The 26,731-nt window shown below is 41.7% G+C and carries 24 protein-coding genes; 3 read left to right on the top strand and 21 right to left on the bottom strand.

All coding sequences use genetic code 11. The features are described 5' to 3' along the window. Positions 1-8 precede the first annotated feature (8 nt). The gene (gene typA, locus QM424_RS03680; RefSeq protein ID WP_000164111.1) at positions 9-1,850 is read right to left on the bottom strand and encodes a translational GTPase TypA; all 1,842 of its coding nucleotides are present in this window, start codon (positions 1,848-1,850) and stop codon (positions 9-11) included. A 161-nt stretch (positions 1,851-2,011) separates the two neighbouring features. Between typA and QM424_RS03675 the strand changes: the two genes are divergently transcribed. Next, positions 2,012-2,737, top strand: a complete 726-nt coding sequence (locus tag QM424_RS03675; RefSeq protein ID WP_414393073.1) for a 16S rRNA pseudouridine(516) synthase — start codon at positions 2,012-2,014, stop codon at positions 2,735-2,737. A 33-nt stretch (positions 2,738-2,770) separates the two neighbouring features. On the opposite strand, the gene QM424_RS03670 is transcribed toward QM424_RS03675, so the two are convergent. Together QM424_RS03670 and QM424_RS03665 are read right to left on the bottom strand one after the other, a co-directional pair. Beyond that, positions 2,771-3,154 carry a rhodanese-like domain-containing protein gene (locus QM424_RS03670; RefSeq protein ID WP_414393071.1) on the bottom strand — a complete coding sequence of 128 codons (384 nt, stop codon included), beginning with the start codon at positions 3,152-3,154 and terminating at the stop codon, positions 2,771-2,773. Further along, positions 3,154-3,423 carry a YqgQ family protein gene (locus tag QM424_RS03665; protein ID WP_261041285.1) on the bottom strand — a complete coding sequence of 90 codons (270 nt, stop codon included), beginning with the start codon at positions 3,421-3,423 and terminating at the stop codon, positions 3,154-3,156. The genes QM424_RS03670 and QM424_RS03665 overlap by 1 nt, the downstream gene beginning before the upstream one ends. 62 nt (positions 3,424-3,485) lie before the next feature. Here QM424_RS03665 and QM424_RS03660 point away from each other — a divergent pair, with 62 nt between their 5' ends. After that, positions 3,486-4,394, top strand: coding sequence for a LysR family transcriptional regulator (locus QM424_RS03660; protein WP_001222592.1), 909 nt, complete (start codon positions 3,486-3,488; stop codon positions 4,392-4,394). A gap of 52 nt (positions 4,395-4,446) precedes the next feature. Here the strand turns inward: QM424_RS03660 and QM424_RS03655 are convergent, their stop codons facing one another. The 5 genes from QM424_RS03655 to miaA are packed head-to-tail and all read right to left on the bottom strand — an operon-like array spanning position 4,447 to position 8,898. After that, positions 4,447-5,202: an SDR family NAD(P)-dependent oxidoreductase gene (locus tag QM424_RS03655; protein ID WP_414393068.1), complete on the bottom strand. Its 756-nt coding sequence runs from the start codon at positions 5,200-5,202 to the stop codon at positions 4,447-4,449. A 20-nt stretch (positions 5,203-5,222) separates the two neighbouring features. Continuing rightward, a complete protein-coding gene (gene rnz, locus QM424_RS03650; protein ID WP_000354331.1) occupies positions 5,223-6,152 on the bottom strand; it encodes a ribonuclease Z in 930 nt (309 codons plus the stop codon). Between the two features lie 14 nt (positions 6,153-6,166). Beyond that, complete coding sequence (locus QM424_RS03645) at positions 6,167-6,790, bottom strand: cystathionine beta-lyase (RefSeq protein ID WP_414393066.1); 624 nt, start codon at positions 6,788-6,790, stop codon at positions 6,167-6,169. Next, positions 6,783-8,021 (bottom strand): GTPase HflX, encoded by a 1,239-nt coding sequence (gene hflX, locus QM424_RS03640; RefSeq protein ID WP_261117048.1) that lies wholly within the window; start codon positions 8,019-8,021, stop codon positions 6,783-6,785. The genes QM424_RS03645 and hflX overlap by 8 nt, the downstream gene beginning before the upstream one ends. Then, a complete protein-coding gene (miaA, locus tag QM424_RS03635) occupies positions 8,014-8,898 on the bottom strand; it encodes a tRNA (adenosine(37)-N6)-dimethylallyltransferase MiaA (RefSeq protein ID WP_414393063.1) in 885 nt (294 codons plus the stop codon). The genes hflX and miaA overlap by 8 nt, the downstream gene beginning before the upstream one ends. Before the next feature lie 120 nt (positions 8,899-9,018). On the opposite strand from miaA, the gene QM424_RS03630 reads away from it, so the two are divergent. Beyond that, the gene (locus QM424_RS03630) at positions 9,019-9,189 is read left to right on the top strand and encodes a DUF3042 family protein (protein ID WP_001051777.1); all 171 of its coding nucleotides are present in this window, start codon (positions 9,019-9,021) and stop codon (positions 9,187-9,189) included. Between the two features lie 50 nt (positions 9,190-9,239). On the opposite strand, the gene QM424_RS03625 is transcribed toward QM424_RS03630, so the two are convergent. From QM424_RS03625 to QM424_RS03565, 13 genes are all read right to left on the bottom strand, one after another. After that, on the bottom strand, positions 9,240-10,079 hold the full coding sequence (locus QM424_RS03625; protein ID WP_261202464.1) for a thymidylate synthase: 840 nt from the start codon (positions 10,077-10,079) through the stop codon (positions 9,240-9,242). Between the two features lie 97 nt (positions 10,080-10,176). Continuing rightward, positions 10,177-11,136 (bottom strand): ROK family glucokinase, encoded by a 960-nt coding sequence (locus QM424_RS03620; protein ID WP_101781347.1) that lies wholly within the window; start codon positions 11,134-11,136, stop codon positions 10,177-10,179. Positions 11,137-11,247: 111 nt separating this feature from the next. Beyond that, positions 11,248-11,820 carry an excalibur calcium-binding domain-containing protein gene (locus tag QM424_RS03615; protein ID WP_414393060.1) on the bottom strand — a complete coding sequence of 191 codons (573 nt, stop codon included), beginning with the start codon at positions 11,818-11,820 and terminating at the stop codon, positions 11,248-11,250. 49 nt (positions 11,821-11,869) lie between these two features. Beyond that, positions 11,870-12,487 carry an alpha/beta fold hydrolase gene (locus tag QM424_RS03610; protein WP_261148722.1) on the bottom strand — a complete coding sequence of 206 codons (618 nt, stop codon included), beginning with the start codon at positions 12,485-12,487 and terminating at the stop codon, positions 11,870-11,872. Beyond that, positions 12,488-14,209, bottom strand: coding sequence for an aminodeoxychorismate synthase component I (gene pabB, locus QM424_RS03605; protein ID WP_414393056.1), 1,722 nt, complete (start codon positions 14,207-14,209; stop codon positions 12,488-12,490). It lies immediately after the preceding gene. Between the two features lie 60 nt (positions 14,210-14,269). Further along, the gene (locus QM424_RS03600; protein ID WP_414393054.1) at positions 14,270-20,254 is read right to left on the bottom strand and encodes a ZmpA/ZmpB/ZmpC family metallo-endopeptidase; all 5,985 of its coding nucleotides are present in this window, start codon (positions 20,252-20,254) and stop codon (positions 14,270-14,272) included. 2 nt (positions 20,255-20,256) lie between these two features. Further along, positions 20,257-20,820 (bottom strand): TIGR01440 family protein, encoded by a 564-nt coding sequence (locus tag QM424_RS03595; protein WP_031227728.1) that lies wholly within the window; start codon positions 20,818-20,820, stop codon positions 20,257-20,259. A gap of 114 nt (positions 20,821-20,934) precedes the next feature. Continuing rightward, positions 20,935-22,626: a cache domain-containing sensor histidine kinase gene (locus tag QM424_RS03590; protein ID WP_414393051.1), complete on the bottom strand. Its 1,692-nt coding sequence runs from the start codon at positions 22,624-22,626 to the stop codon at positions 20,935-20,937. Continuing rightward, complete coding sequence (locus QM424_RS03585; RefSeq protein ID WP_261024432.1) at positions 22,623-23,360, bottom strand: response regulator transcription factor; 738 nt, start codon at positions 23,358-23,360, stop codon at positions 22,623-22,625. The genes QM424_RS03590 and QM424_RS03585 overlap by 4 nt, the downstream gene beginning before the upstream one ends. A gap of 70 nt (positions 23,361-23,430) precedes the next feature. Next, the gene (msrB, locus tag QM424_RS03580) at positions 23,431-24,543 is read right to left on the bottom strand and encodes a peptide-methionine (R)-S-oxide reductase MsrB (RefSeq protein WP_414393049.1); all 1,113 of its coding nucleotides are present in this window, start codon (positions 24,541-24,543) and stop codon (positions 23,431-23,433) included. A gap of 9 nt (positions 24,544-24,552) precedes the next feature. Further along, positions 24,553-25,116, bottom strand: coding sequence for a redoxin family protein (locus QM424_RS03575; RefSeq protein WP_414393047.1), 564 nt, complete (start codon positions 25,114-25,116; stop codon positions 24,553-24,555). A gap of 13 nt (positions 25,117-25,129) precedes the next feature. Continuing rightward, complete coding sequence (ccdA2, locus tag QM424_RS03570) at positions 25,130-25,840, bottom strand: thiol-disulfide oxidoreductase-associated membrane protein CcdA2 (RefSeq protein ID WP_414393045.1); 711 nt, start codon at positions 25,838-25,840, stop codon at positions 25,130-25,132. 166 nt (positions 25,841-26,006) lie between these two features. Continuing rightward, positions 26,007-26,555, bottom strand: coding sequence for a GNAT family N-acetyltransferase (locus QM424_RS03565; RefSeq protein WP_414393043.1), 549 nt, complete (start codon positions 26,553-26,555; stop codon positions 26,007-26,009). Between the last annotated feature and the right edge of the window lie 176 nt (positions 26,556-26,731).

Here is a 26,731-nt window from a genome sequence, read left to right as displayed (position 1 = left end):
TCTAGCTCTTATTCAGCTGATTTTTTCTTCTTGTTAGCTTTCTCGCGCTCTGCCTTGTTAAGGATTTGTTTACGCAAACGGATAGACTCAGGCGTTACTTCCATGTACTCATCGTCGTTCAAGAACTCAAGAGACTCTTCAAGTGTCAAGATACGAGGTGTCTTGATAACAGCTGTTTGGTCCTTAGTAGCTGAACGAACGTTGGTCATTTGTTTAGCCTTAGTGATGTTAACTGTCAAGTCGTTTTCACGAGAGTTTTCACCGATGATCATTCCTTCGTAAACCTCAGTACCTGGGTTAACAAAGATTGTTCCACGTTCTTCGATAGACATGATTGAGTAAGTTGTAGCCTTACCAGCATCGATAGAAACAAGGGCACCACGGTGACGTCCACCAATTTCCCCTGGAATCAATGGCAAGTATTGGTCAAAGGTATGGTTCATGATACCGTAACCACGAGTCATTGACAAGAACTCAGTTGAGTATCCGATCAAACCACGAGCTGGAACAAGGAAGACCAAACGAGTTTGACCATTACCAGTTGAAATCATATCCAACATTTCACCCTTACGTTCAGAAAGGCTTTGGATAACAGATCCTTGGTATTCTTCTGGAGTATCGATTTGAACACGTTCAAATGGCTCACATTTAACACCGTCGATTTCTTTGACGATAACTTCTGGACGAGATACTTGAAGTTCATATCCCTCACGACGCATTGTTTCGATAAGGATTGACAAGTGCAATTCTCCACGTCCTGAAACAGTCCATTTATCTGGTGAATCAGTTGGGTCAACACGAAGGGAAACGTCTGTTTGCAATTCTGCCTGCAAGCGTTCTTCCACCTTACGAGAAGTTACCCATTTACCTTCTTTACCAGCAAATGGTGAGTTGTTAACCAAGAAAGTCATTTGAAGAGTTGGCTCATCGATGTGTAGAATTGGAAGAGCTTCAACTGCATCTGTCGGAGTGATAGTTTCACCGACAAAGATGTCTTCCATACCTGAAACGGCAATCAAGTCACCTGCTTTGGCTTCTTGGATTTCACGACGTTCCAAACCAAAGAAACCGAAGAGTTTTGTAACACGGAAGTTTTTAGTTGTGCCATCAAGTTTAGAAAGGGTAACTTGGTCCCCAACCTTAACAGTACCACGGAAGACACGACCGATACCGATACGTCCAACGAAGTCGTTGTAGTCCAAAAGTGACACTTGGAACTGCAAAGGCTCATCTGAGTTATCTACTGGAGCTGGGATGTGATCGATAATTGTGTCAAAGATTGGTGCCATCGTAGCTTCTTGGTCAGCTGGATCATCTGACAATGAAGAAGTTCCGTTAATCGCTGAAGCATATACCACTGGGAAGTCAAGCTGGTCGTCATCAGCACCAAGCTCAATGAAAAGTTCTAACACTTCGTCCACTACTTCTGCTGGACGAGCTGATGGTTTGTCGATCTTGTTAACAACCACGATTGGGACAAGGTCTTGTTCCAAGGCTTTTTTCAATACGAAACGAGTCTGTGGCATTGTTCCTTCGTAGGCATCTACGACCAAGACAACACCGTCAACCATTTTCATGATACGCTCAACTTCTCCACCAAAGTCCGCGTGTCCTGGTGTATCCATGATGTTGATTCGAGTTCCGTTGTAGGCAACAGCTGTATTTTTAGCAAGGATAGTAATTCCACGCTCTTTTTCGATATCGTTTGAGTCCATAGCACGCTCAGCCAATTCAGTACGTGCATCAAGCGTTTCTGATTGTTTCAACAATTCGTCAACGAGGGTTGTTTTACCGTGGTCAACGTGGGCGATAATCGCAATGTTACGGATATCTTCTCTTAATTTTGTCATGATTTCCTCTATAATATTCAAAATTTATTTTCTAACTGAACGATTATACCATATTTTCAAGTAAATAACATAACTCAAGCAAGTGTAAATGTTTTCACTCTGCTTTTCTTTTCACGTCAAGCCTTTTCAAAGTATACAACTTATGATAAGATAGGCACAGTATGCGTTTAGATAATTTATTAGCCCAAGAAAAAATCAGCCGAAAAGCCATGAAACAAGCCTTACTCAAAGGGGACATTCTCGTCAATGGTTGCCCAGCCCGCTCCCTAGCCCAAAATATCGATACAGGACTACAGGAACTCCTTTTTCAGAACCGAATCATTCAGGGCTATGAGCACACCTATCTTATGCTTCATAAGCCTAGTGGTGTCGTTACAGCCAACAAAGACAAGAAACTTCCAACCGTCATGGACCTTCTCCCGCCTGACATCCAGTCTGACAAGCTCTATGCCGTTGGCCGACTGGACCGAGATACGACCGGACTCCTCCTCTTGACCGATAACGGTCCCTTGGGCTTTCAGCTCCTCCATCCTCAGTATCATGTCGATAAGACTTATCATGTTGAGGTTAATGGACTTCTAACACCTGACCATATCCAAGCCTTTCAAAAGGGAATTGTCTTTTTAGATGGTACTGTCTGTAAACCTGCAAGACTAGAGATTCTATCAGCAAGTCCTTCCTACAGCCAAGCCTCTATCACCATTTCAGAAGGAAAATTTCATCAGGTTAAGAAAATGTTCCTCTCGATTGGTGTCAAGGTGACCTCACTCAAACGCACACATTTTGGACCTTGGAGCTTGGATGACAATCTTCAAGAAGGAGATTACCGCCCCCTCAACTCAGAAGAGCTGACAAGCATTCGTGACTTTCTCAGAAAAAGTGGTTAAAAAATGAGCTCGGAAACATCCAAGCTCGTTTTCTTATTTCTCAACTTTGACTTTCCCTTTCCAAGAATCCAAACCATAAGAAAGGATATAAATCTCAGAAAAACCTTGTTTTTTCAAATAAAGGGCTGCATTTGTAACCCGTTGCGCACGTTGGTTTTCGTAAAGAAGGACAGGTTTATCTTTACGAAGGGCTGCAAGACTCGTTTTCAACTGACTTGAAGGAATATTGCGTGCACCAAGGATATGTTTTCTGTGGAATTCTGCTGGGTCGCGCAAATCAATCAATTGACCCGTACGAATCAAGGCTTCAAACTCCTCATTGCCCACAATTTTAGCCGCATGGCGAATACGAAGATAGTTAAAGCCCATCCACGCCAACATTGCCAGTATAAGTGCCCACAAAATCCAAGTAACCATTAGTTCTTTTCTCCATTTTTCTCAATATAATCCAATTCTACCTTGTGCTCTCTGCGAAGAACCGCTTCTGCTTCTAGATAGTCTAATTTGTTCATCAACCCTGCATCGTAAATTCGAGAGAGCTCCAACTTCATCAGTTCAATATCATATAAGCGTTTTCCCATATAAACAATAATACCAAATCGTTTGAGGAATTGCTGCACATCATAGAATGTTTTCATAAGAATCATTCTAGCAAATTTTTGTGTTTTTTTCAAGAAGAGACCCACACACTCCCCTGATTTTCCTATCTTCTTTGGCGATTCTGACGCAAGTGTGGTACAATAAAAACATGAGAATTCAACAATTACACTATATTATCAAAATCGTCGAAACTGGCTCCATGAATGAGGCAGCCAAGCAACTCTTTATCACCCAGCCAAGTCTTTCCAATGCTGTGAGAGATTTGGAAAATGAGATGGGGATTGAGATTTTTATCCGAAATCCCAAGGGTATCACCTTGACCCGTGATGGGATGGAGTTTCTCTCTTATGCCCGTCAGGTTGTCGAGCAGACTCAGCTTCTAGAAGAACGCTATAAAAATCCTGTCGCCCACCGTGAACTCTTTAGCGTTTCGTCTCAACACTATGCCTTTGTAGTCAATGCCTTTGTCTCTTTGCTCAAGAAAAGCGATATGGAAAAATACGAGCTTTTTCTTCGTGAAACGCGGACTTGGGAGATTATCGATGACGTCAAGAACTTCCGTAGTGAGGTCGGTGTCCTATTTTTGAACAGCTACAACCGTGATGTTTTAACCAAGATGCTGGATGACAACCACCTCCTGGCTCACCATCTCTTCACAGCCCAGCCCCATATCTTTGTCAGTAAGACCAACCCTCTGGCAAAGAAAGATAAGGTGAAACTGTCTGATTTGGAAAATTTCCCTTACCTCAGTTATGACCAAGGGACGCACAACTCCTTCTACTTTTCAGAAGAAATTCTTTCTCAAGAACATCACAAGAAATCCATTGTGGTTAGTGACCGTGCCACCCTTTTTAATCTCTTGATTGGTTTGGATGGATATACCATTGCAACAGGAATTTTGAACAGCAACCTCAACGGAGACAATATCGTTTCTATCCCACTTGATATTGATGATCCAATTGAACTGGTCTATATCCAGCATGAGAAAACCAGCCTATCTAAGATGGGCGAACGCTTTATCGACTATCTCCTAGAAGAAGTCCAGTTTGATAGTTGAGAAATGATAAGAACCAATATGTAGGCTACAACAACCTGCACATTGGTTCTTTTTACTTATAATTAAAAGTTTCCCCTGCCAACTTATCAGCTAGCTTGGGAAAGAGAGTATAAAACTTATGGGCTAGGTTCAACAAGACAGGAAGATTGAGTTCTCGTTTATTTTTTCCTATAATCTTGACAATTTTTTGCGCGACAGCATCTGGTTCCAATAGAAAACGGTCAACAGATTTAAGATAGGTTCCATCTGGGTCGGCCTGGTCGAAAAATCCTGTACGGATTGGACCTGGATTGACTGTTGTCACATAGACTCCATAGGGCATCAGTTCGAGGCGTAACGCATTTGAAAAACCAATGGCCGCAAACTTGGTCGCTGAGTAGAGACTAGACTTGCCAGTAGCAATCAAACCTGCCATGCTAACAATATTGATGATATGACCTTTTCGACTTTCCTTCATTCGAGCCGCAAGGCGACGAGACAGATTCATTAGGGCAAAGGTATTGACCTCGAACATCTGATGAATATCTTGGTCGGAAATCTGGTCAAATTCCTCAAAGATCCCGTAACCAGCGTTGTTTATCAAAACATCAATCTTGCCATAGCGGTGATAGAGGTCTGCTACCAGAGTTTCTAAGGCTAAATCATCGGTAATATCGATTTCAATCAATTCTGCATGGGGATGGTCTCCGTATAGTTTGGCTAATTTTTCCTTATTTCTACCAAGCAAGATGAGTTGGTCATTCTGCAAGAGTTTGACCATTTCTTGGGCTAGACCACCGCTAGCTCCAGTAATGAGAATAGTAGGCATACTTATCCTTTCTGTGACTGCTAGATTTCCACTTCTTCCAAATCTTTGACCACATGGACATTTTCAAAAACACTAGCAGCGTCTTTTTTGAGCTTGCTGATATCTTTTGAGAGGAAACGGGCACTGATATGGTTGAGTAAGAGGCGTTTTGCACCTGCTTCTACTGCTACTTGTGCAGCTTGCATGTTAGTAGAGTGGCCATGGTTACGAGCAATTTTTTCATCACCCTTGCCATAAGTCGATTCATGGACTAGGACATCGGCATTGACAGCCAGACGCACACTGGCATCCGTTTTTCGGGTGTCACCCAGAATAGTAATAATCTTACCTGGACGTGGAGCTGAGATATAGTCAGCTGCCTTGATTTCAGTACCGTCTTCGAGAACAACATCCTGGCCGTTTTTGATTTTCCCAAAAAGTGGGCCAAATGGGACGCCAGCAGCCTTGAGCTTTTCAGCATCTAAAGTTCCTTCTAGATCCTTTTGGATAACACGATAACCAACACAGAAAATAGTATGATCCAGCTCCTCTGCATACACCGTGAATTTATCGGTCTCAAGGATTTTTCCTAAAGAATCTTGGTCAAATTCATGAAAATGAATACGGTAAGGCAGGCGAGAACCCGACACACGAAGACTGGTTAAGACAAAGGACTTGATACCTTGCGGTCCATAGATTTCTAAATCTGTCTGCTCTTCATTGGCCTGAAAAGCACGGCTAGAAAGGAAACCTGGCAAACCAAAGATGTGGTCTCCATGTAGGTGGGTAATAAAGATTTTGCTGACCTTACGTGGTCGAATTGTGGTTTCCAGAATGCGATTTTGCGTACCTTCTCCACAGTCAAAGAGCCAGACTTCGTTAATCTCGTCCAAGAGTTTCAGGGCGAGACTTGAAACGTTGCGGGCTTTAGAGGGCTGACCTGCCCCCGTTCCTAAAAATTGAATATCCATTCGATACTTTCTAATTAATCAATATATAACATGGCTGTGCGGTTTTCCGATCGGAAATAGCGCTTGCCAGAAAAAGCAGTGGCTTCTTGCAGTAAATCCTCTTGGCTGTAGCCTTTGAGACGCTTACGACCATCAGCCAAGCTTTCCAAATCAGTCAAAGCTGTTAGATTTTCCACGCTAACAACTTCCTCATCTCCGACATCCTTCATGTAAATCTTGCCAGACTCCTCAAAGACTAGTTGATGGGGGAAAATTTGTGCAATCTCAAAGAGCAAGTCTTCTGAAATAACCTCTTCATTTTCAGAGAAAATTCGACCCAAACCCTCACTCTCATAACAAAAACCAAAGGATTTACCAGACAGATTAAGCCGAATAAAAGGCTTATTTTCTAGAGTGAAACTTGGCTCAGTATTGTAAAGATTCAGTTCCTGACTGAGTTCCGCAAAATAATCCGTCGCAGCCTCAGGACTTTTTTTCTGGTAGAGTTCTGCAAAGTAAGCATTGACCACACTTGGCGGAGGCGTGATCAGTGCCAACTGCTCCTGCTCTGTTCTACCAGCTAGAAGTTGATCCAGATAGACCTTATCCAGACTTGTATAGCCCCCATATTTTAGAGCCAACGCTTTAATATCAGTCATAAAATTCTTCTAACCTCCATTTGTTTTTCTCAGAAATGTAACCTCTAATCACTTCGCCATCCTCCTGATAATCACGTTCTTCCAGAATCGCGACACTTTCTAAATCATGAATCTTGTATGACTTTGAAAAAGGCACGCGCAGGGTAAAAGATTCAAAAATATCCTTGATTTTCTCTAAAAATAGTGCCTGCAAATTCTCGCGACTATCCTCAGACTTGGCAGAAATGAGGGCATAAGGCGTTTGGGTCGGCGTAAAATCTTCGACCAAATCCGCTTTATTATAGAGGGTCAGGCGAGGAATATCTTCCATGTCCAAGTCTTTCATAATAGACAGAACTGTTTTTTCATGCTCCTCGTGGTAAGGATTGCTGGCATCAATAACATGAACCAGAAGGTCCACATGCTTGCTTTCTTCCAAGGTTGACTTGAAACTAGACACCAACTCTGTCGGTAAATCTTGGATAAAGCCCACGGTATCTGTCAAAGTTACTTGGAGATTTCCACCCAGATGGATACTCTTAGTCGTCGCGTCCAGAGTCGCAAAAAGCTCGTCAGCCTCATACTGGGTCTTACTGGTTAAGGTGTTCATGATAGTTGACTTCCCAGCATTGGTGTAACCAATCAAACCAATCTTGAAGGTGCTTGACTCCAAACGTTTTTCTCTGACAGTCGCTCGATTTTTCTCAACCACCTTGAGCTGGCGCTCGATATCCGTGATTTGGTTGCGAACGCTACGACGGTTCAGCTCCAGCTGGCTTTCACCAGGTCCACGGGAACCAATTCCCCCTGCCTGACGACTGAGCATAATTCCCTGACCAACCAAGCGAGGCAAGAGATATTTGAGCTGGGCTAGGTGGACTTGGAGCTTCCCTTCATGGCTTCGAGCTCGCATGGCAAAGATATCCAGAATCAACTGCATACGGTCAATGACCTTGACACCGAGAACTTCTTCTAAATTGACATTTTGCCGTGGAGTTAAACGGTTGTTGACGATGACAGTGGTAATTTCTTCTGCATCCACCATAAGCGCAATTTCTTCTAACTTACCAGAGCCGACGAAGGTCTTGGAATCATATTTTTCACGTTTTTGTCTGTAGCTATCTACAACGACTGCCCCAGCTGTCTTAGCTAAACTGGCCAATTCTTCCATAGAGAGATCAAAATTGTCCATGCCCTGCAATTCTACACCAATGAGCAGGACCCGTTCCTCTTTTTTCTCCGTTTCAATCATCTAAAAACTCCTCTATCTGGCTTAAAATGCGATCTTTTACACCAGTTTCTCCAATCTGATAAAAGGTGACCTGCATGCGATTACGGAACCAGGTCAACTGACGCTTGGCAAAACGACGGGTCGCCTGTTTGAGACTCTCACTGGCTTCATCCAGAGTCTGCTCTCCACGGAAATAAGGAAAGAGTTCCTTATAGCCAATTCCTTTAGTAGCCTGCACATCAGGGTAATGGTCAAAAAGCCACTTTGCCTCATCCAAAAGCCCAGCCTCAAACATCAAGTCCACGCGGTGATTGATACGTTCATATAATTGACTACGTTCATCATCCAAGCAGATAATCAGCGGTTCATATAGACTCTCTTGATTTTCCAAATCCTGACCAAAATGGGCAATTTCCAAGGCACGCATAGCACGACGACGATTAAACTGAGGAATTTTAAGGCCTGCTTGCGACACAAGATGAGCTAATTCCTCATCTGTATAGGGTTCTAAACTAGCTCGATAGGCCAAAATCTCCTCATGGGGAGTCTCCCCACCCAGGTGGTAACCTTCTAGCAAGCTCTGGATATAAAGTCCAGTCCCACCAGCAATAATGGCAAGCTTGCCACGGCTGTGAATATCCCCAATAGCCATCTTAGCTTCTGAAACAAAATCAAAAGCCGAGTAAGACTCGGTTACCTCTCTAACATCAATCAAATGATGAGGAACAGCTGCCTGCTCTTCTGGACTAGCCTTGGCCGTCCCAATATCAAGTCCTCGATAGACTTGCTGGCTATCTCCACTAACCACTTCGCCATTAAAACGCTTTGCAACTTCAATGGCAAGGGCTGTTTTTCCAACAGCAGTCGGTCCAACGATCACAATTATTTTTGGTTTCATATTTTTTCCTTGAAAAATTCCCATTTTTTCGTTACTATTATTATAACACAAAAAGGTCAGTCAGAAAAATGTGACCTCTTGAGGAGGCTGGCTGATTAAGAAGATAAAGGAGGAAGACTCATGGCTAAAGGATTCGCTAAAGGTCTTGTAACAGGTGTCGCAGGAACTGTCGCTGCACTTGCAGGTGCAGTATACGCATTTAAAAAGAAAGTGATTGAACCAGAAGAGCAAAAAGCAGCTTTCATCGAAGAAAACCGTAAAAAAGCAGCTCGCCGTCGCGTATCACGTTAAGAAACAAAAGAAGTTGGGATTTATTGTCTCAACTTCTTTTTTCTATTCTTTTAAATAGCTAGGTCAAACTTCAACTGCGGCTTGACAGGGTCATAATCTACCAATTCAAAATCTTCTGCTTTGATATCAAAGAAATTGGTCTTATCTGGCACATTCAATACCAGACGTGGTTGGCAGTTTGACGGCTCCCGACGAAGCAATTCCTCTGCTTGTTCAAATTGATTGTCATAGATATGGAGGTTGTTGATAAAGTAGAAGAACTTCCCAACCTTCCAGCCAAAATGCTTGGCAATCATCATTTGAAGAGCCACATACTGCATAGCATTGATGTGGTGGGCCACCAGCATGTCATTCGAACGCTGAGTCAAGGTCGCATCCAGATAGATTTCCCCATCTACACGACGAACATCAAACATGGTCTGAAAGGCGCATGGAAGCAGCCCTTCTGTTTCTTCGAAAGCTTGGTAATCCCAGAGAGAGATAATATTGCGGCGGTTCCAAGGATTTGCTTCCAACTGCTTGAGAAGCTTATTGATGATGTCGTGTTTCTTAACGACAGCCCCGTAACGCTCACCAATGGTCCCTGTATCTCCCACTTCCCAGTCATTCCAGTAGTGAACATTGTACTTGTCATTAAGCACGTCTAGGCTATTTGACTGGTCTTGGTAAATCCAGAGCACTTCCTTGATGGCGGATTTGATAGCTATAGGACGCAAGGTTGTGATGGGGAATTCCCCCTTGGCCAAGTCATACTCTGCAAAGGCACCCGTTACGTACTTAGAATTGGCAACTGTCCCATCCTTGTACTTAGGACGAGCCTGCTCAGAAAAGACACCGTCTTTGAGGATTCGTTCAATATTCTCTTTAAAAATCGTATCTGCTTTTGTCATTTACTCTCACCTCATTTATTGTCCTAACTAGTATAGCATAAAAAAAGAAAGGAGGAAAATCACTCGCTTATGGAAAGCAATTTTCTCCTTTTTTATTTTACTGCAATACAAGTGATGCTGCTCCGATAACTCCAGCGTCATTTCCTAGAGTTGCAAGAGCCAATTTAGTGGATGTGCGTACTTGTGGGAAGCTATTTTCGTCGTAGACTTTTTGAACACCTTGTAGAAGGAATTCTCCCGCAGCTGATACACCACCACCGATAACGATTGTTGATGGGTTGAGGATTGAACCGATGTTGGCACAAGCGATTCCCAAGTAGCGTGAGAAGTTACGGTAAACGATCAAAGCAAGGTCGTCTCCTTCTTTTGCGAGATCAAAGACAGTCTTAGCAGTTACTTCTTCTCCGTTATCAATCAAGCGTTTCAAGGCTGCATCGCCTTCATATGCATCGGCATAGCGACGAGTCAAGTTAACAATCCCTGTTGCTGAAGCAACTGTCTCAAGGCAACCTTTCTTACCACAAGTACATACGATTGGTTGATCAAAGTCAACAGTGATATGGCCAAGCTCACCTGCTGCACCAGCAACACCGTGAAGCAATTTGCCTTCTGCGACGATACCGCCACCAACACCAGTACCAAGTGTCATAAAGACAACGTCTGGTTGGTTATCACCAGCACCCATCCAACGTTCACCAAGAGCTGCCACATTGGCATCATTATCGATGAAGAATGGAATGCCCAAGGCTTTTTCAATTTTTTCTTTAATCGGTTGAAGGGTTTTCCAGTTGAGGTTGTAAGCACCAATAACAGTTCCCTTTTCACGGTCAACCACACCTGGTGATCCCATCCCAATTCCTTGGAAGTCCGCTGCTGCCAATCCAAGCAAGTCCAAACGATGTTGAATAGACTCAATCATATCATCTACGATATGACTTCCCTCATCCAAAATGTTGGTCTTGATAGACCATTTTTCTTGGATTTCTCCTGCTGTTGTCAAGATTGCAAATTTGATAGAAGTTCCACCAAGGTCAATCCCAATAATCTTTTGACTCATCATATTCTCCTTTTACTTTGTGAATTAATTGAAAATGCTTACAGTACTAGTATAACAAATTTTAGTTGCTTATGCAAAGGTTTGCATTAACTTTCTGGATTTTATCCTGACTTATGGTTTCCAGAGATCTGAAGCATCTACATAATAACGGCCTCCATCAACTCGCTCATTTTTAGCCATTTTACCATCTGATTTCAAATAGTAATTTCCTTGCCATGTACTGTAAGCATAAGATCCATCTGATTTCAAGTAATACCAAGCCTGATAAGAATCATCATAAATCCATTCGCTCTGGGCCATTTTTCCGTCTGCTTTCAGATAATAGCTTCCCTGCCAAGCATTTTTCACTGAATTTCCATTTTCATCAAAGTAATACCAAGCACCGTCCTGCTTAACCCAACCACTTGTTATTGCTGAACTTGTATCAGTTTGAGCCACAGTTGCTTGTTTTGATTTAAAGGCGCCCTTAGGGGCATTTTTCAATTCGCAAGCCACACCATCATGATCGCGGTCTAACTTGGCAGAATAACCAGAGTCTCCCTCATGAAGATCTGAATAGCCATTAGCCCAAGCTTCCTTACAGCTAGAAAAATGGATGTTTTCTTCTGCTAAAACTGGTTGTGAAAACAAAGCTAAAACTGACAACGTCGCCAAACTCATTTTAAAAAATAGACGTTTGTTCATTACTTTCTCCTATAGGAATGTTATCGATTTCAATATTATTTTATCAAACTTATTTCAGCAATTCAAGGAAACTTCTGGTATTTTCTACAAACTCCTTTGGTTTTTCCTTATTCAAGACATGAGGGCCGTCTGGGATAATCTGAAATTGGGATTCTGATATTAGTTTATGAAGACTTCTCATAGAACTAAGATTCGGTTTATCTTTGCTGCCACAAATTAGTAAGGTTGGATGAGGGCAAATCCCTGCTATATCCGTTAAATCAAGTGTCTTCAATTCCTCAGAAACTCCGACCATAAGAGTCTTATCTGCTCCCTGTTTTTCAAATACCCTTTTGGGAAGTAGTTTAAAAATCAGCAACTGAAGATAAAATAGGATATTACCGGACAATTTAAGTGGGCATCCTGATAGAACCAACGCTCGGAGATTTGGTAAATCATAACTGGAAAGTTCTAGTGCCAGGGCAGCACCTAAGGACAATCCAACCAAAACAAAAGGTTCTGTCTCTTGAGCTAGGTACTGATATACTCGCTCCTTGGCTTTTTGATAGCTGCTAACTCCAGAAGGAAATAACTCGATAGCCTCAGAAGGATAATCTGTCAGTAGATTCCGAACTTCTTTCCAACTCTCTGCTGACTGCCCTAACCCGTGTAAAAATACCAGTTTCATCTAGTTCTCCTCTAGGCTCAATTCATACAAGCCTCTCACTGCATTACAGCCGTAAATAGCTTCTGCTTGGGCTAAGTCTTTTAAGGTCAAGACTTTCTCTCCTACCTGTCCTGTTTCCATCAAATGCTGACGGTAAATTCCTGGCAAGATTCCCAGTCGGATAGGCGGTGTATAGAGTTTCCCAGCGATTTTCAAAACTAAATTTCCGATAGAGCTCTCAAGCAATTCTCCTCTTGCATTATGGTAAATGATTTCCTGTTTCCCTAGAGTCAAGTGTGGTCTATGAGTCGTTTTAAAATAGGTAAATGCTTGATTCAAATCTGCTTCTTGCAGACAAAGTTTGGCCTCGCAAAAACTTGGACTAAGGGGTGTTAATACTTGACGACTGAGTTTTATCTCTCCAGACTTGCTGAGAGAAATACGCAAGCGGTAATCTTGATTAGCATCACAAGCCTGACACTCTTCCTCTATCTTTTGTCTTAAGTCTTCTGCATCAAAAGGAAAGGCAAAATATCGACTAGCTTTTCTCAGTCTTTCCAAATGTTGATCTTCAAACAGCAAGCTCTTCTGACTGATTTTTCCAGTTGAAATTAATTGGAAACGAGCTTGTTTACGATAGAGAACAGCTGCCTTTTGATGAACCTCTCGGTATTCAGATTCCCAAGTGCTATCCCAAGTAATGCCACCACCCACTCCATATATGGCTTTTTCTTGATGCAATTGAATGGTCCGAATGGCTACATTGAAAATCCGTCGCCCATTTGGAAGCAAGAGACCAATCGTTCCACAGTAGACTCCGCGCGGTTGTGGCTCCAAGTCCTTGATAATCTCCATTGTCGCAATTTTGGGTGCTCCCGTTATGGAACCGCAAGGAAAGAGAGAACGGAATATTTCAACAAGGTCAATGTTCTCTCGCAACTGACTCTTGATGGTTGAAGTCATCTGCCAGACAGTCGAATACTGTTCTACCTGACACAGACGCTCCACATACTCACTGCCCACTTCAGAAATACGGTTCATATCGTTGCGCAAGAGGTCCACAATCATCATGTTTTCAGAGCGATTTTTAGGATCCTGCTCCAACCAGCTAGCCTGTTCCAGATCTTCTTTGTCAGTCGTGCCACGTTGAGTCGTTCCCTTCATTGGTCGCGTAGTCAACTCACGGCCATTTTGCTCAAAAAAGAGCTCTGGACTCATGGAAATCACTGCCATCTCATCATGTTCCACATAAGCATTGTAGCCTGCCTCCTGCTCTACCACCATACGATTGTAGACGGCAAAAGGATTTGCACTTAAGTCCTGCTTGAGTTGGACTGTGTAGTTGACCTGATAGGTGTCCCCCTGACGTAAATGATGGTGAATCCGAGCAATCGCCTTTTCATAGTCTGCTGCAGACGTTACTTCCTGCCAATTTGAGGGCAAATCAATCTCCTCATAAGTCAGAGGAATAGGGGAGGTCTCCACCCTATCGTGAACAGTAAAATACAGTAGGTACTCTCCCAGTAGGGGTGTCTTGTGAACTGCTAATTTTTCCTCAAAAGCAGGTGCAGCCTCGTAGCTGACATAGCCCACCACATAGTAGCCCTTCTTTTGGTAGCTTTCCACTTGTGCCAGCAAGTCCACCACTTCTGCTAAATTTCTTGTTTTTAATTCTTTGATAGGCTGGGTAAAGGTGTATCTCTCCCCCAAAGCCCTAAAATCAATCACTGTTTTTCTATGCATATCTTAAGTATAGCATAAATTAAGAAAACCCTCATCCGCAAAGCAGATGAGAGATTTCGATTATTTAAAGATTGAAGTTTTAAAGCTGTTTGTTTGTTGAAGAAGTTTTTTGAATAATTTCTCTTTAAGTGATACAGTATTATCAAATTTAACTGATCCATTTTTAAGAGTAGCTTTATCTTTATCAACAGCTGCAGCAAATGCATTCTTCAAGTCATCGTAACTACTGTATGTAGTACCGTCGATTGTAACAGGGTTAAATCCTGCTTTAGCATTATCAACAACTTCTTTGAAGTATTCTTTCTTCCAATCTTCTAGAGTATTAAATTTACCATCAGAAACTTTCTTAATGATAAAGTCATCACCTAGAGTAGCATGACCAGCCTGTTTAGACTCATTTTTCAGCATATTAGAAGCGTAGTTTAAGAAGCCTTTTTCATATCCAAAGTAACCCCACATACGGAATGTGTTATGTTTGAATGACATAGAGCCTGGAGCTCCTTCACTTGTATTACCACCATAGATACCAGCAGTGATAGGCACCGTTACATAGGCAGAGCCAAATCCAGTTGGGTCATAAGTACCATTACCAGGACCGTGTTTGGTCATGAAGTTCTTGTCTACTAGGTCGTTAACAGAAGTTAAGTTATATTCTTTTTCTTCTGCATTCAAATCACGAACCTCATCGTATTGGTTCTTCGTATTAGCGTTACGTAGTTTTTTAGCAACTTTCTTGAACCAAGCGTTGTTTAGTGCTTTATCGTGTTTATCAATTACAGCTTCTCCTTCAAGATAATCAAGAAGCATAAGCGTATCATTGAAACCTTTCATGTAGTGATCGATTTCTGCACGAGATGTCAAATCATTTGGATTAGTATTATACCATTGGTTTCCGTCATTTGGACGTTCGTATGCCATGTTCAACCCTAGTGCTTTAAAGTCACCGTTTGGACTTGTTTCAGCAGGTGATTGTAACATACCTTGTGCAAATGCTTCTAAGTCAGTACCTTCACGGTGTCTAGAACCACCTAAGTAAACCATACGGTCATTGACGTGAGTCGTTTCGTGAGTGAAGGCTGAGATACCGAAGTCACTAATCATATTGGTAACCATGAAGAAGACTGAATCATCCTTATAAGGATTACCGTAGATACGAGCTACAGCTCCCATACGCCAGTCAGTAGCATGGTAACGACCTGTTGGTCCGTACAATTCACGAACTGGAGCGACATCTTTACCGCTATTAGTGTGACCGTATTTATCAGTACCTTCTTTGTAGTTTTGGTTATCTAACACAGGAGTTGGTACCATATTGTTGCTCTTGAGCAGTTGGTTACGAACTTTATCTAATGATAGACGAGACCAGAAGTCTAGGTAATTTTGTTGACCTTTAGCGACTTTATTGATTTCAGCTTTGAATGCTTCGCGTTCTTCCGCAGTATTCTTACCGTATTTTTCAAATGAACTGTAAGCCATAGTGTTATATGTTGAGATTAAGAACATATGTGCATCTTTTAAATTCAGAAGTGGAAGAATCATTTTACCGTGAACATCATTATTCAATCCTTCGTATGCTCTGTGTTTCTTATCAGCAAATTCAGGAGTTGTTGTCTTCGGTTCAACGACATATACATTATCTTTAGTTGCTTTTATGAACCAATCGTTTAAATCTGTGTCACTTGTAAATAGACGCATATTATAGTCTAAGAAACTGTTTAACTCGCCTATACCGATAACTCCACCGATCGTTTCGCGATAAGCTTCTAAAGTTCTATCACCTTTAATATTACTTTCTTTAGAACCAACCTTAATCAAAAAGTCTAACACACTAACATTCTTACCATAGAAGTCCGGTTTGAATAACATTAACTCTTTAATATTAAAGTCATCGAATTTAACTCCGTAGTAACGGTTGAGGTAAGACAAACCAAGAAGAACTGCAGCCTTATTGTCATCAATTTTCTTAATCAAGGCACGTTTAGCAGCTTCATCTGTGTTAAGCTGGTGATCTTCATTTTCAACTAACTTCGTAACAAATTGAGTGAGATTATCTTTCACATACTTGAAGCTTTCTTCTAAGTATAAATCCTTAATTGCATTGACTTTGTTGCCACCAGTTCTACCCAAATGTTGGTAAATCGGGTCAGATTGTAATTCTACTGGACTTAATTTACTTTCGATAGCGCTGATTAAATCTGCACGATCTTTAACAACGATATTAGGAGTATAAACTATTTCTCCAAGTTCAGCAACACTATATTCTTTAACTTGTTTTACTTGAGATTCTTTAGGTGAGATGTTAAAGATTTCTTTTGTCTTATCTGCGTAGTGAACCATAATATGGTCAGCATCTGTAAGGTCGGTGACAAAGTCATTGCCTTTCATTGCAGTTACAGACAATACTTCTTTAGTCATTAATGGACTATCAGTAGCTAATTTATTTCCTTGATTTACAATCCATTCTTTATTGTAGAATGGTTGAAGTTTTTCAATGTTACGGTAAGCAAGCTCACGAGATGCATCGTAATCTTGAGTATCTTTGTAAGTGTCAGATTTTGGTTTTATATTATTTAGTGTATCTGAAACAAGAGGATTGATAACATAATCATTAGCTGTAATTCCTAAAGTTGCAATTTTCTTATCTGCTTCTTCTTGAGATACCTCTTTAATTCTATCAGAAGTAGAGAATCTAAATGAACGCTTACCTGTACTTACATCTTTAACTATAAAGTTACGTTCTAATGCATTATTTGAGAAGTAACCATCATCTTCAGCGATATCTTTAGATCCATAGAATACTTCACCATTTTCAACTTTCATCATCGACACAGAGTCAGCAACTTTACCCCATGCCCAGTTCTTACTAAGGAAACCACCTACTTCAACAGGTGTATTTACCTTAATAGTTCCTTTCGTAACAGCATTACGAACAGAACCATATTTACCAATTCCGTTAGGATCAGAACCGTTATCTGATCTAGCGACAAATCCACCGATACGAGCTTTATTAGCAACTATATCAGCTTCTACATATCCTTTATCAACATTACCTTTCCAGATTTCACCAACCATACCAGCGAAATCCCATCCTCTGTCACCTACACCAGCAAGTTTACCGATATAAGCAACATTAGTAAGTTGCCCGCCGTTATCTAATTTGTTAACAAGTCCGGCAATTCCATCTCTACCAGTGATGCTACCAGTTACTTTAATATTCTCAACAGTAGCATTCTTAACAGTTCTAGCAAGAGCAGAAATGTTATCAATCCAAGGCATATTAATATCGACATTAGCTAAGTTAACATCTTTAACCGAACCACCTTCAATACCACCAAATAATTGACGTGTCATATTGTGGATTGAATAACGTTGTCCCTCAACACTTGATAACTTACCTTTAAATGTACCAGGAACATACTCTTTATTTGGAGTTGGTACATTAGCTGCATTTAGATCTGCACCAAGTTTGAACTCACCGCTAGGGTTAGCTTTCATATCTTTTACAAGCTCATTGAAGTTGTAGTAAACATTACCTTCTTTTGCTTTTTGTTTTTCAAAGTAATGAACATACTCTTCGCTAAGTGTGTTATCGGCATTACGTTGAACTAAGTCTGGTGCTTTGGCAGTAACTTTATATAAAGTTTTTCCGTCTTTTTCTACTTCTTCAATCTTGTCAACAGCAAGTCGTGTAACCTTGTTGTCGTGAGTTGTAACTCGTAGGTAAAGTGGGGCAACATCAGCTGGTTTTTCTGTAAGCAAACTAGTGTCTGTTTCGTTACCATCAGCGTCCACACTCATCAAGCTTGTTTCTTTGATGTTTTTGATTTCAATTTTTTTGAGGTCAATTCTTAGAGGTTCTTCATTCAGAACTACTTCCTCATCGCCTTCACCACGGTCGTAAACCATCTTAGTTTCAATCTTATATTCTTTGTAGTATTGCAAATCTGTCAGGCTAGCTGTTAAGTTGTCAGGTGAAACATTCAATGTTTTCACAATCTCATCACCTTTTTTCAGAGTTAAGGTGATAGATTTAATGGCCGCCTTGCTTGGATTTTCTAGACTGTATTTAACATCTGAAATCCGTTTCAAATCCTTAGATTCAACTGCAGTGATGGTCAATACTGGTTTTTCAAAGGTCTTGGTACCACGTTTCAAAATTTTGTCTTGAGGTGCCTCAAGGATTTCCTCTGTAACTTTTGGAGCGTCCTCTGTTTTAACTCCCTTAATGGTATTAAAAGTCTTGGTGATTTTTTTCTGGCCTTCTTTTCCTTCTTGAGCTACAACTTCTAAGCCTTTTTTTAGTTGGTCATCTTCTTTAACAACTTCCTTAAATGGAATCTTTTCAAAACTTTCTTCTACAAGAGTTCCCTCAATTGGTTTTGTACCATGACTTACCTGTTGGTTTACAGGCTCCTTGGCAACTTCTGTGCTAGTTGAAAGAACTTGGTCAGTTTTAACACCTTCTACTGTTTTATAAATTGTTTTAGTAACTTGACTTCCTTTTTCACCATTTCGTAGGACAGTTTCTTCGTCCGTATACTTAGTTGGATCCTCAGTCGTTTCAGTTTTGTAGTCAATTTCTGTAGTTGATTCTTCAACAAGGGTTCCCTCAGTCACCTTATACTCAGGTAATTGATCTTGAACAAGTGCTTGACCTTCCTTGCCTGCCTCTTGGGTTCCTTTAGACTCTACTATAGCTTCTGGTAGTTCCGATTGCGTTAAAGATTGACCTTCCTTACCTGCTTCTTGAGTTCCTTTAGACTCTACTGTAGCCTCTGAAAGTTCTGGCTGTACTAAAGCTTGGCCTTCTTTGCCTGCCTCTTGAGTTCCTTTTGCTTCTACTGGGGCTTCTGGCAATTCCGGTTGTGTTAAGGCTTGGCCTGATTTACCCTCCTCTTGAGTTCCTTTTGCTTCTACTTGAGCCTCTGGCAATTCCGGTTGTGTTAAGGCTTGGCCTGATTTACCTTCCTCTTGAGTTCCTTTAGCTACTTGGTGAGTTGATTCAACTTGTGGTACTGGAGTTGGGGCAGGTTGCACCTCTTTCTTGGTTCCGACTGCAATGACTTGCGACACAGGATTTTGAACCACTTGGTCTTCGATGACTTCTCTAACTTCTTGACCATTAACCACCGAAACTTTGGTTACAAGGCGACGCTTACCATTTACTCCAGCTGTGACGATACGAGTCTGTCCTTCTGCTAGATTCGCATCTGGGCTTGTGACCATTTCAAAAGGAATCTCAACCAAGCTCTCTTCCTGTCTAACCTGAGGCTTCGCAGAAACTGGTTTTTCTTCAACAGCAGGAGCAACTGGAGTCTCTACTACAGGTTTTTCGACGGCAATTTCCGAAGCAACAGCAGGTCTTTCCTGAGCTACTTCTGTTTTCTCGATTTCATTTGCATTTTGCTTTTCTACTGGCAACTGAGGCTTCTCAGCTGAAGCTGGTCTTGATGGATGGAGTTCTGCTTCCTTGAAGTATCCAATGTATTCATAGCCATCAATATGGATAATCCCTTCAGCCAAACCTTCATGTGTTGAGGCCGAAATAGTTTGGTTATAAGAAAGCAATTCTTTATTTTCAAATGCAAATGTTCCATAAGGTACAAAGGTGCTGGCTCCTAAAGAACCAATCAAGAGAACACCTAGAACTTCTCTACGACCTTTTTTAGACACCAAAAAGACTGCTAGCGAGGCCGTTGCCAAGCCAAGACCTGCCAAGGCTAGTTCCTTACTTCCTGTGTATGGAAGTTGTTGACTGTTAGTTGCCTTCTTACGATAAACTACATAAAGAATATCATCATCTTGAAATTCTGTAGGAACCTCATGGTGAATCAGGGCCTTTTCAGACTCGGTCAACTCCTGCTCCGCCAAATAACGGTAATGAACACTATGAGCACCGCCAACTTCATTGGCTTGAACCTTATCTACTGAAAGGGCACTGGCACCAAAAAGGAAGGCTCCGATGGCTACAGGACCTACCCCAACAGTTAGCTTACGAATTGAATATTTTGTGATTTTTTCTAGTTGTTGTTTTGTTTTTCTCATTCTCACGACTTTCTGATAGAATCTTGTGGATAATGCGCACGCGCACCTCCAATTAATTTTGGACGACTAGCAAGAGCCGTTACATGGGCATGCCCAATTTCTCTCAAAAGAGGGCGAATCGGAACCTGAACATGCTTGACATGCATGCCAATTGCAGTGTCTCCGATATCCAAGCCAGCATGAGCCTTGATAAATTCAATCTCAACTGGATCCTTCATAAACTTGAAGGCTGCCAACTGACCCGAACCTCCTGCATGAAGAGTAGGAAGGACACTAACGATTTCCAGACCAAACTGCTCTGCCACCTGACGCTCAACAACGAGGGCCCGATTGACATGTTCACAACCTTGAACAGCTAGATGAATTCCTTTTTCCTCTAAGATATCTAGGATGGTCTTCACAATGATTTCGCCAATTTCTTGGCTGGATTCCTTGCCAATCTGACCACCTATCACTTCACTAGAAGAAAGGCCCAAAACAAAGATGGATCCTTGCTTCAAATTGGCCTTTTCCAATACATCTTCTACAATCTGGCTTGTCTCTCTTTGAATGTCTTTTTCCTTCATACTTGATACCTCTTTTATCACTATCTATCATATCGTTTTTTCTTGTTTTTAGCAAGATAGACAACCTGAAAATCTTACTCCAACCTGCATAAAACTCCCAGAATTGACTGGGAGTTAGTTAGTTTCTATTCTATTTATGTATATTTCAACTGTCGTACCCTTTAAAGGTGCAGAATCGATCTTCATCTGGTAATTGTCTCCAAAATGAAGTTTGAGCCGTTGATCAACATTTTGAAGACCGACTCCCCCACGTTTGAGTTGACTTTGACTACTATCGCCAGCATCTTGGAAGCCAACGCCATCATCCTCAATACGGATGACCAATCCTGAATCCTGTTTCTGGACAGAAAGTTTAATATGTCCCTGACCTTCCTTTTCCTTAATGCCATGGTAAAGAGCATTTTCTACAAGGGGTTGTAGGACCAGCTTGGGCAAGACTAGCCTATCAAAGGCAGGATTTTCAGCAATCTCGTATTCCAGCTTATCTCCATAACGCTGTTTCTGGATAAAGAGATACTGGCGGACATGATTGATTTCGTCAGAGAGACAAACCAAGTCCTTGCCTTGATTGAGCGCCAAGCGGAAGTAGGTAGCCAAGGACTTGGTCACCTGAACTACTCTCTGACTGTCCTGAAATTCAGCCATCCAGATGATGGTGTCCAAAGTGTTATAGAGGAAATGGGGGTTAATCTGGCTCGATAGGGCTTGAAGTTGGTACTGACGGGTCGTTTCTTCCTGTTTGCGCACATCTGCCATCAGCTGATCAATCTGATCCAACATGGCATTAAATTGGCGAGTCACTTCTCTCAGTTCATAGGCACCAGTTTCCTTGGCACGAAGATTCTGATTACCAGAAGCAATTTTCATCATGGTTTCTCTCAAATTCTTCAAAGGGGCAATCCAGCGTTTGAGACTGAACCATACCAAGCAGAGACAGGCAAGAAGAGATGTGACACTGGCCCCAAGCAAGGTCCACAAGAACTGACTCCGAACCTGGTCTAACTTCTCCAACGAAGACACACCTATAACCGTCCAATCAGTTCCTACAATCTTTTCCTGACTGACATAGGATTTGTGATCTGGAGTATAGCCCTGCCCTGCCTCAATATAGGGTTTCATGGCCTCCATTTCGCTAGACGAACTATAAACTGTGTGTTGAGGATGGTAGACAAATTCATGGTTTTCATTGATGATAAAGGCAAAACCCTGCTGACCCAACTGGAGTTGGTTGAGATAGGCTTCCAGAGTTTCATAAGAAATATCCAAACGAAGCACGCCCAAATTAGCTCCCTTCGCATCAACAAGTTCTTGAGTGACAGAAATGACCCACTGACTATCTGATTTACGAGCTGGTGTCAAAACAGGCTTAGCTCCCTGATGAATGGCCTTTTGATACCAATCCTCAGCCATCATATCAGAGGAAGTTTTCATTTGCACACTATCATCTGTAGAAATGACTTGACCGGATTTGGTCACCAGCACAACAGTTTTCAAGTCTTGGTCTGCCTTCAAGATAGTCAAAAATAGATCTCGAATTCCCTTGACCTTGTCTTGACTGGGATTCTCAGCATAGGCTAGGACATCCGTCTGCTGGGTCAAACTAGTTGAGGTGGTTTCTAATTTTTTGATATAAGACTGGATAAAGTGGCTAGTTTGGCTGATAGTCGTTTGGCTATTGCCTTCAATGGTGGCCTCAATGGCTGAAGAACTTGATTGATAGTAGAAAGTCCCAACCAGAGCTAGGAGAATGAGAAAGACCAGAAAGATGGAAATAACCATTCTGACTAGGAGAGAAGAACGCTTCATCGGCCTTCTCCCTTCTTAAACTGACGAGGTGTCACACCTGCAATCTGTTTAAAACGTTGGGTAAAGTAGTTCATATCTTCAAAACCAACCTTCTCTGCGATCTCATAAATCTTCAGATCTGTGGTCAGAAGCAAGAGCTTGGCTTGTTTGACACGTTCTCTCACCAGATAATCCTGAAATGGCAGACCCAACTCTTTCTTAATCAAAGAACTCAGATAAGTCGGACTAAAGCCCAAGTTACTGGCCAAGATCTTTAAACTGAATTGGCTATCAGCCAGATGGGACTGGATTTTCTGGGCCATGTTTCCTTCAAACTTATCGGTTAATAAATCTTGTAACTGCTCTTCTTTCTCTTCCTTGTCTAGTTTTTGTTTGATTTTCCCCAACATTTCCTCAATATCCTGACGAGAAAAGGGCTTGAGCAGGTAGTCATCCACACCTAGTTTGACAGCAGACAAGGCATAATCAAAATCATCGTAGCCTGTCAAAAAAACTAGATGAACCTGAGGATAGGTTTCTCGGACCAGACTGGCTAACTGGATGCCATTTAGCTGAGGCATGTTGATATCGGTTAAAATGATATCCGGCACCTGCTTTTGGACCAAGTCCCAAGCCTGTCTTCCATTTTCAGCCTGACCAATGATTTCCATATCGTAGGCTGCTACATTGACCAGCTTGGTCAAACCTTGTCTTACCAGATATTCATCTTCTACGATTAAGATTGTATAGGTCATGCTTCTCTCCTTTGTCACTTACTAGTATCAGTATAGCAAAATTCTCCTTTAACTGCTTAGGAAAGCCCTCTTAATCGACATAATCTAGTAAATAAGCGTAGCCTTTTTCTTCCATTTGGTCTTTGGGAATAAAGCGGATAGAAAGGCTATTGATACAGTAGCGTAAGCCACCCTTGTCCTGAGGCCCATCTGTAAAGACATGGCCAAGGTGAGAATCTCCAACTCGGCTCCGCACTTCCATACGCGTCATATTGTAGGACTTATCTTCCTTGTAGGTGGCGACATCTGGACTAATTGGTTGGGTGAAACTAGGCCATCCGCAACCAGACTCAAACTTGTCCTTTGATGAAAAGAGGGGTTCGCCAGTTGCCACATCCACATAGATCCCGGATTCAAACTTATCCCAGTAGCGGTTTGAAAAAGCCCGTTCTGTTTGATTTTTCTGGGTAACTGCATACTCCTCAGGTGACAAGGTCTTTTTCAATTCTTCATCGCTTGGTTTGGGATATTTGCTGGCATCGATGATGGGATAGGCCGCCTGATTAACATTGATATGGCAGTAGCCATTTGGATTTTTCTTGAGATAGTCTTGGTGGTAATCCTCAGCCACTACAAAATTCTTCAAGGTCTCCTTTTCAACTGCTAGAGGTTGATCATATTTCTTAGCAACTTCATCAAAGACTTGGTTGATTACCTCTAAATCCCTGTCATCTGTGTAATAAACACCAGTACGGTACTGGGTTCCCACATCGTTTCCTTGTTTATTTTTGCTGGTTGGATTGATAATGCGGAAGTAGTGAAGCAGGATTTCCTTGAGGGAAATTTGCTTGGCATCATAGGTAACATGGACGGTTTCTGCATGCCCTGTTTGGTTAATCAATTCGTACTTGGTTGTTTCCCCTCTACCATTTGCATAGCCTGATACGGCATCTGTCACACCGGGAACGCGTGAGAAGTATTCCTCCACTCCCCAGAAACAACCTCCAGCCAGATAAATTTCGTGCAAGTCTGCATCTTTACTCACTTCTGTTTTTTTCACTGTTTTTCCTCCTTGGCTAACTGATGCTTTCTCAATTTGAGAGCTATCTGTCTGCCCTGCATTTCGCATCAATAGAAAATAGAAACCGGTTATGGCAAGGAAAAAGATTCCTGCCAAGACAAACAATTTTATTTTATCATTCATGACCTTTCGCTACCCCATTTCTTTCAATGTTTTTAAAATCATATCCTTATCCATAAAACCTGGTTGCGTTTTGACCAGCTTGCCTTCCTTGTCTATAAAGGCTTGAGTTGGGTAAGAACGGACACCATAACTTTCCAAAAGTTTGCCTGACGGGTCAATTAGAACTGGGAAATTTTTATAATTCAAACCCTTGTACCAGTTCTTAAAGTCTGCTTCTGCTTGTTCACCCTTGTGTCCAGGAGAGACCACCGTCAAAACTACATAATCATCACCAGCATCCTTAGCAATTTCATCGGTATCTGGAAGACTGGCTAGACAGATGGAACACCAAGAAGCCCAGAATTTGAGATAGACTTTCTTGCCCTTGTAATCAGACAAGCGGTAGGTCTTGCCATCTACTCCTGTCAGTTCGAAATCAGCAACTGCCTGACCTTTAGTCGCAGTTTGCGAACTAACTTGTTCTGTTTTTGTTTGCTCCTTCATAGTAGATTCGTCTGACATATTTTTAGCCGAACAGGCTGCCAAACAACAGATTGAGCCTACTCCAAGGAGACATGTTTGCCATTTTTTCATTTCTTTTTCCTCTCTATTCAAATAATGTAGTCAAAATGGAAGCATTTCCCAAAAGCACCAATATTCCCATCACGATAATGAGGAAACCACCCACTTTTTTGAAGGTTCCGAGGTAGGGATGGAGTTTTCGAAAATGTTTCAAAACATAGCTGGAGGCAAGAGCTAGAACCAAAAATGGTAGTGCCAAACCCAGCGTGTAAACCAACATGAGCCCAGCTCCCTGCCAAGCACCTGAGCCACCTGAAGCCGCCAAGGCCAAAACAGACCCCAGAACTGGCCCCACACATGGTGTCCAAGCAAAACTAAAGGTCAAACCCAGTAAAAATGCCTGACTATAGCCCTTACCCTTTTGCCCCTGTCTCTTTAATTGCAGCCTTCTCTCCTTGTAAAGACCCTGAAAATGTAAGACTTCCATCTGGTGCAAGCCCAAGAGAATGATAACCGCACCCGTCACATACTGAAACCAAGAGGCATACAAAAGGTCTCCTAAAAAACCAGCACCATATCCCAGTAAGATAAAGATAAAAGAAATACCCGCTATAAAGGCCAAAGTTCGCAATAAACTAACAACTGAGATTGAAAATTTGCCACTAGAAGCCTGAGCACCATCTTTGTCATCCAACAAGACCCCTGCATAGACCGGTAACAAGGGTAAAATACAAGGAGAAAAGAAGGAAAGAATTCCAGCAAGAAAAACACTGATAAAAAAGATTATATTACCCATTGCCTTCCTCCATTCTTTGATTTGATAGGACTATTATAGCCCCAAAACTCAAGAAAAAACAGGGACAATGATAGGGAAAAATAGGAATTTGATCAGGTTATGTAAAAAATGTTGCAAAAAAAGCCAGACAAGGTCTGACTTTGATGGAAACTGAAAAGAAAATTCACTAGTCTTCCCTACTTATCTGATAGTAAATAAGGTCCGCAAGGTAGCCTTTTCTCTCTACACCATTGGTAATAGTCTTGATATAGGACATTCCAGCCTTCTCCATGACACGACCTGAAGCTGGATTGAGACTGACATAACGTGCCTTGACTTCTTGAAAGCCTGCTTGAGTAAAACAAAAGTCCAAAACAGCTTTCAAGGCCTCTGTCATAATCCCATGTCCCCAGTAAGCCTTGCCTAGCACATAGCCAATTTCACAAGAAAAATCGTTCTCATCTATTGCAACGATGCTGATATCTCCTATCACCTGCTCCGGGTTTTCTTTGAGACAAATGGCCCATTTGTAATAGTTGGGATTAGCATAGGAAACAACCCAATTACGAATCGAGTTTCGAGTCACCTCGACATCAGAATGAGGATCCCAGGTGACATAGGTCAGATTCTCAGCGGATGAAGCCCAATTCTGAAACATGGCTTCTGCATCACTTTCCACAAATCTTCGTAAGATTAAACGATCTGTCTGTAATATTTGCGTACCGATTGCTTTCATGACGCTACCTCGCTTTCTGATAGATGATTCTATATCCAATCTCAATTGAAACTTGTTTTGCTTTGGAATCTCAAGGTAATAAGCTAAAAAAGGTCCTCGAATCTCCTCGTTCTGGTATTTCTAGACTCGGGCTGAAAACTTCCACTGAAGATTATTCTTGCTCTCGAGTTTCAAGG

Origin of the sequence: Streptococcus mitis (genome assembly GCF_047464945.1) — a bacterium.
Classification (GTDB): Bacteria; Bacillota; Bacilli; order Lactobacillales; family Streptococcaceae; genus Streptococcus; species Streptococcus mitis_EA.
The sequence above is the reverse complement of the archived record's forward strand: the minus strand, read 5'-3'. Positions and strand labels throughout refer to the sequence as shown.

What these genes read in the sequence shown, in the direction of transcription:
- QM424_RS03615 (WP_414393060.1), bottom strand. Translation starts at nt 11,820, where the DNA reads ATGAACAAACGTCTATTTTTTAAAATGAGTTTGGCGACGTTGTCAGTT.
- QM424_RS03630 (WP_001051777.1), top strand. Translation starts at nt 9,019, where the DNA reads ATGGCTAAAGGATTCGCTAAAGGTCTTGTAACAGGTGTCGCAGGAACT.
- QM424_RS03625 (WP_261202464.1), bottom strand. Translation starts at nt 10,079, where the DNA reads ATGACAAAAGCAGATACGATTTTTAAAGAGAATATTGAACGAATCCTC.
- QM424_RS03585 (WP_261024432.1), bottom strand. Translation starts at nt 23,360, where the DNA reads ATGACCTATACAATCTTAATCGTAGAAGATGAATATCTGGTAAGACAA.
- miaA (WP_414393063.1), bottom strand. Translation starts at nt 8,898, where the DNA reads ATGAAACCAAAAATAATTGTGATCGTTGGACCGACTGCTGTTGGAAAA.
- QM424_RS03660 (WP_001222592.1), top strand. Translation starts at nt 3,486, where the DNA reads ATGAGAATTCAACAATTACACTATATTATCAAAATCGTCGAAACTGGC.
- pabB (WP_414393056.1), bottom strand. Translation starts at nt 14,209, where the DNA reads ATGCATAGAAAAACAGTGATTGATTTTAGGGCTTTGGGGGAGAGATAC.
- QM424_RS03610 (WP_261148722.1), bottom strand. Translation starts at nt 12,487, where the DNA reads ATGAAACTGGTATTTTTACACGGGTTAGGGCAGTCAGCAGAGAGTTGG.
- QM424_RS03620 (WP_101781347.1), bottom strand. Translation starts at nt 11,136, where the DNA reads ATGAGTCAAAAGATTATTGGGATTGACCTTGGTGGAACTTCTATCAAA.
- QM424_RS03600 (WP_414393054.1), bottom strand. Translation starts at nt 20,254, where the DNA reads ATGAGAAAAACAAAACAACAACTAGAAAAAATCACAAAATATTCAATT.
- rnz (WP_000354331.1), bottom strand. Translation starts at nt 6,152, where the DNA reads ATGGATATTCAATTTTTAGGAACGGGGGCAGGTCAGCCCTCTAAAGCC.
- msrB (WP_414393049.1), bottom strand. Translation starts at nt 24,543, where the DNA reads ATGAATGATAAAATAAAATTGTTTGTCTTGGCAGGAATCTTTTTCCTT.
- QM424_RS03575 (WP_414393047.1), bottom strand. Translation starts at nt 25,116, where the DNA reads ATGAAAAAATGGCAAACATGTCTCCTTGGAGTAGGCTCAATCTGTTGT.
- QM424_RS03675 (WP_414393073.1), top strand. Translation starts at nt 2,012, where the DNA reads ATGCGTTTAGATAATTTATTAGCCCAAGAAAAAATCAGCCGAAAAGCC.
- QM424_RS03645 (WP_414393066.1), bottom strand. Translation starts at nt 6,790, where the DNA reads ATGACTGATATTAAAGCGTTGGCTCTAAAATATGGGGGCTATACAAGT.
- QM424_RS03590 (WP_414393051.1), bottom strand. Translation starts at nt 22,626, where the DNA reads ATGAAGCGTTCTTCTCTCCTAGTCAGAATGGTTATTTCCATCTTTCTG.
- ccdA2 (WP_414393045.1), bottom strand. Translation starts at nt 25,840, where the DNA reads ATGGGTAATATAATCTTTTTTATCAGTGTTTTTCTTGCTGGAATTCTT.
- QM424_RS03655 (WP_414393068.1), bottom strand. Translation starts at nt 5,202, where the DNA reads ATGCCTACTATTCTCATTACTGGAGCTAGCGGTGGTCTAGCCCAAGAA.
- hflX (WP_261117048.1), bottom strand. Translation starts at nt 8,021, where the DNA reads ATGATTGAAACGGAGAAAAAAGAGGAACGGGTCCTGCTCATTGGTGTA.
- QM424_RS03565 (WP_414393043.1), bottom strand. Translation starts at nt 26,555, where the DNA reads ATGAAAGCAATCGGTACGCAAATATTACAGACAGATCGTTTAATCTTA.
- typA (WP_000164111.1), bottom strand. Translation starts at nt 1,850, where the DNA reads ATGACAAAATTAAGAGAAGATATCCGTAACATTGCGATTATCGCCCAC.
- QM424_RS03595 (WP_031227728.1), bottom strand. Translation starts at nt 20,820, where the DNA reads ATGAAGGAAAAAGACATTCAAAGAGAGACAAGCCAGATTGTAGAAGAT.
- QM424_RS03670 (WP_414393071.1), bottom strand. Translation starts at nt 3,154, where the DNA reads ATGGTTACTTGGATTTTGTGGGCACTTATACTGGCAATGTTGGCGTGG.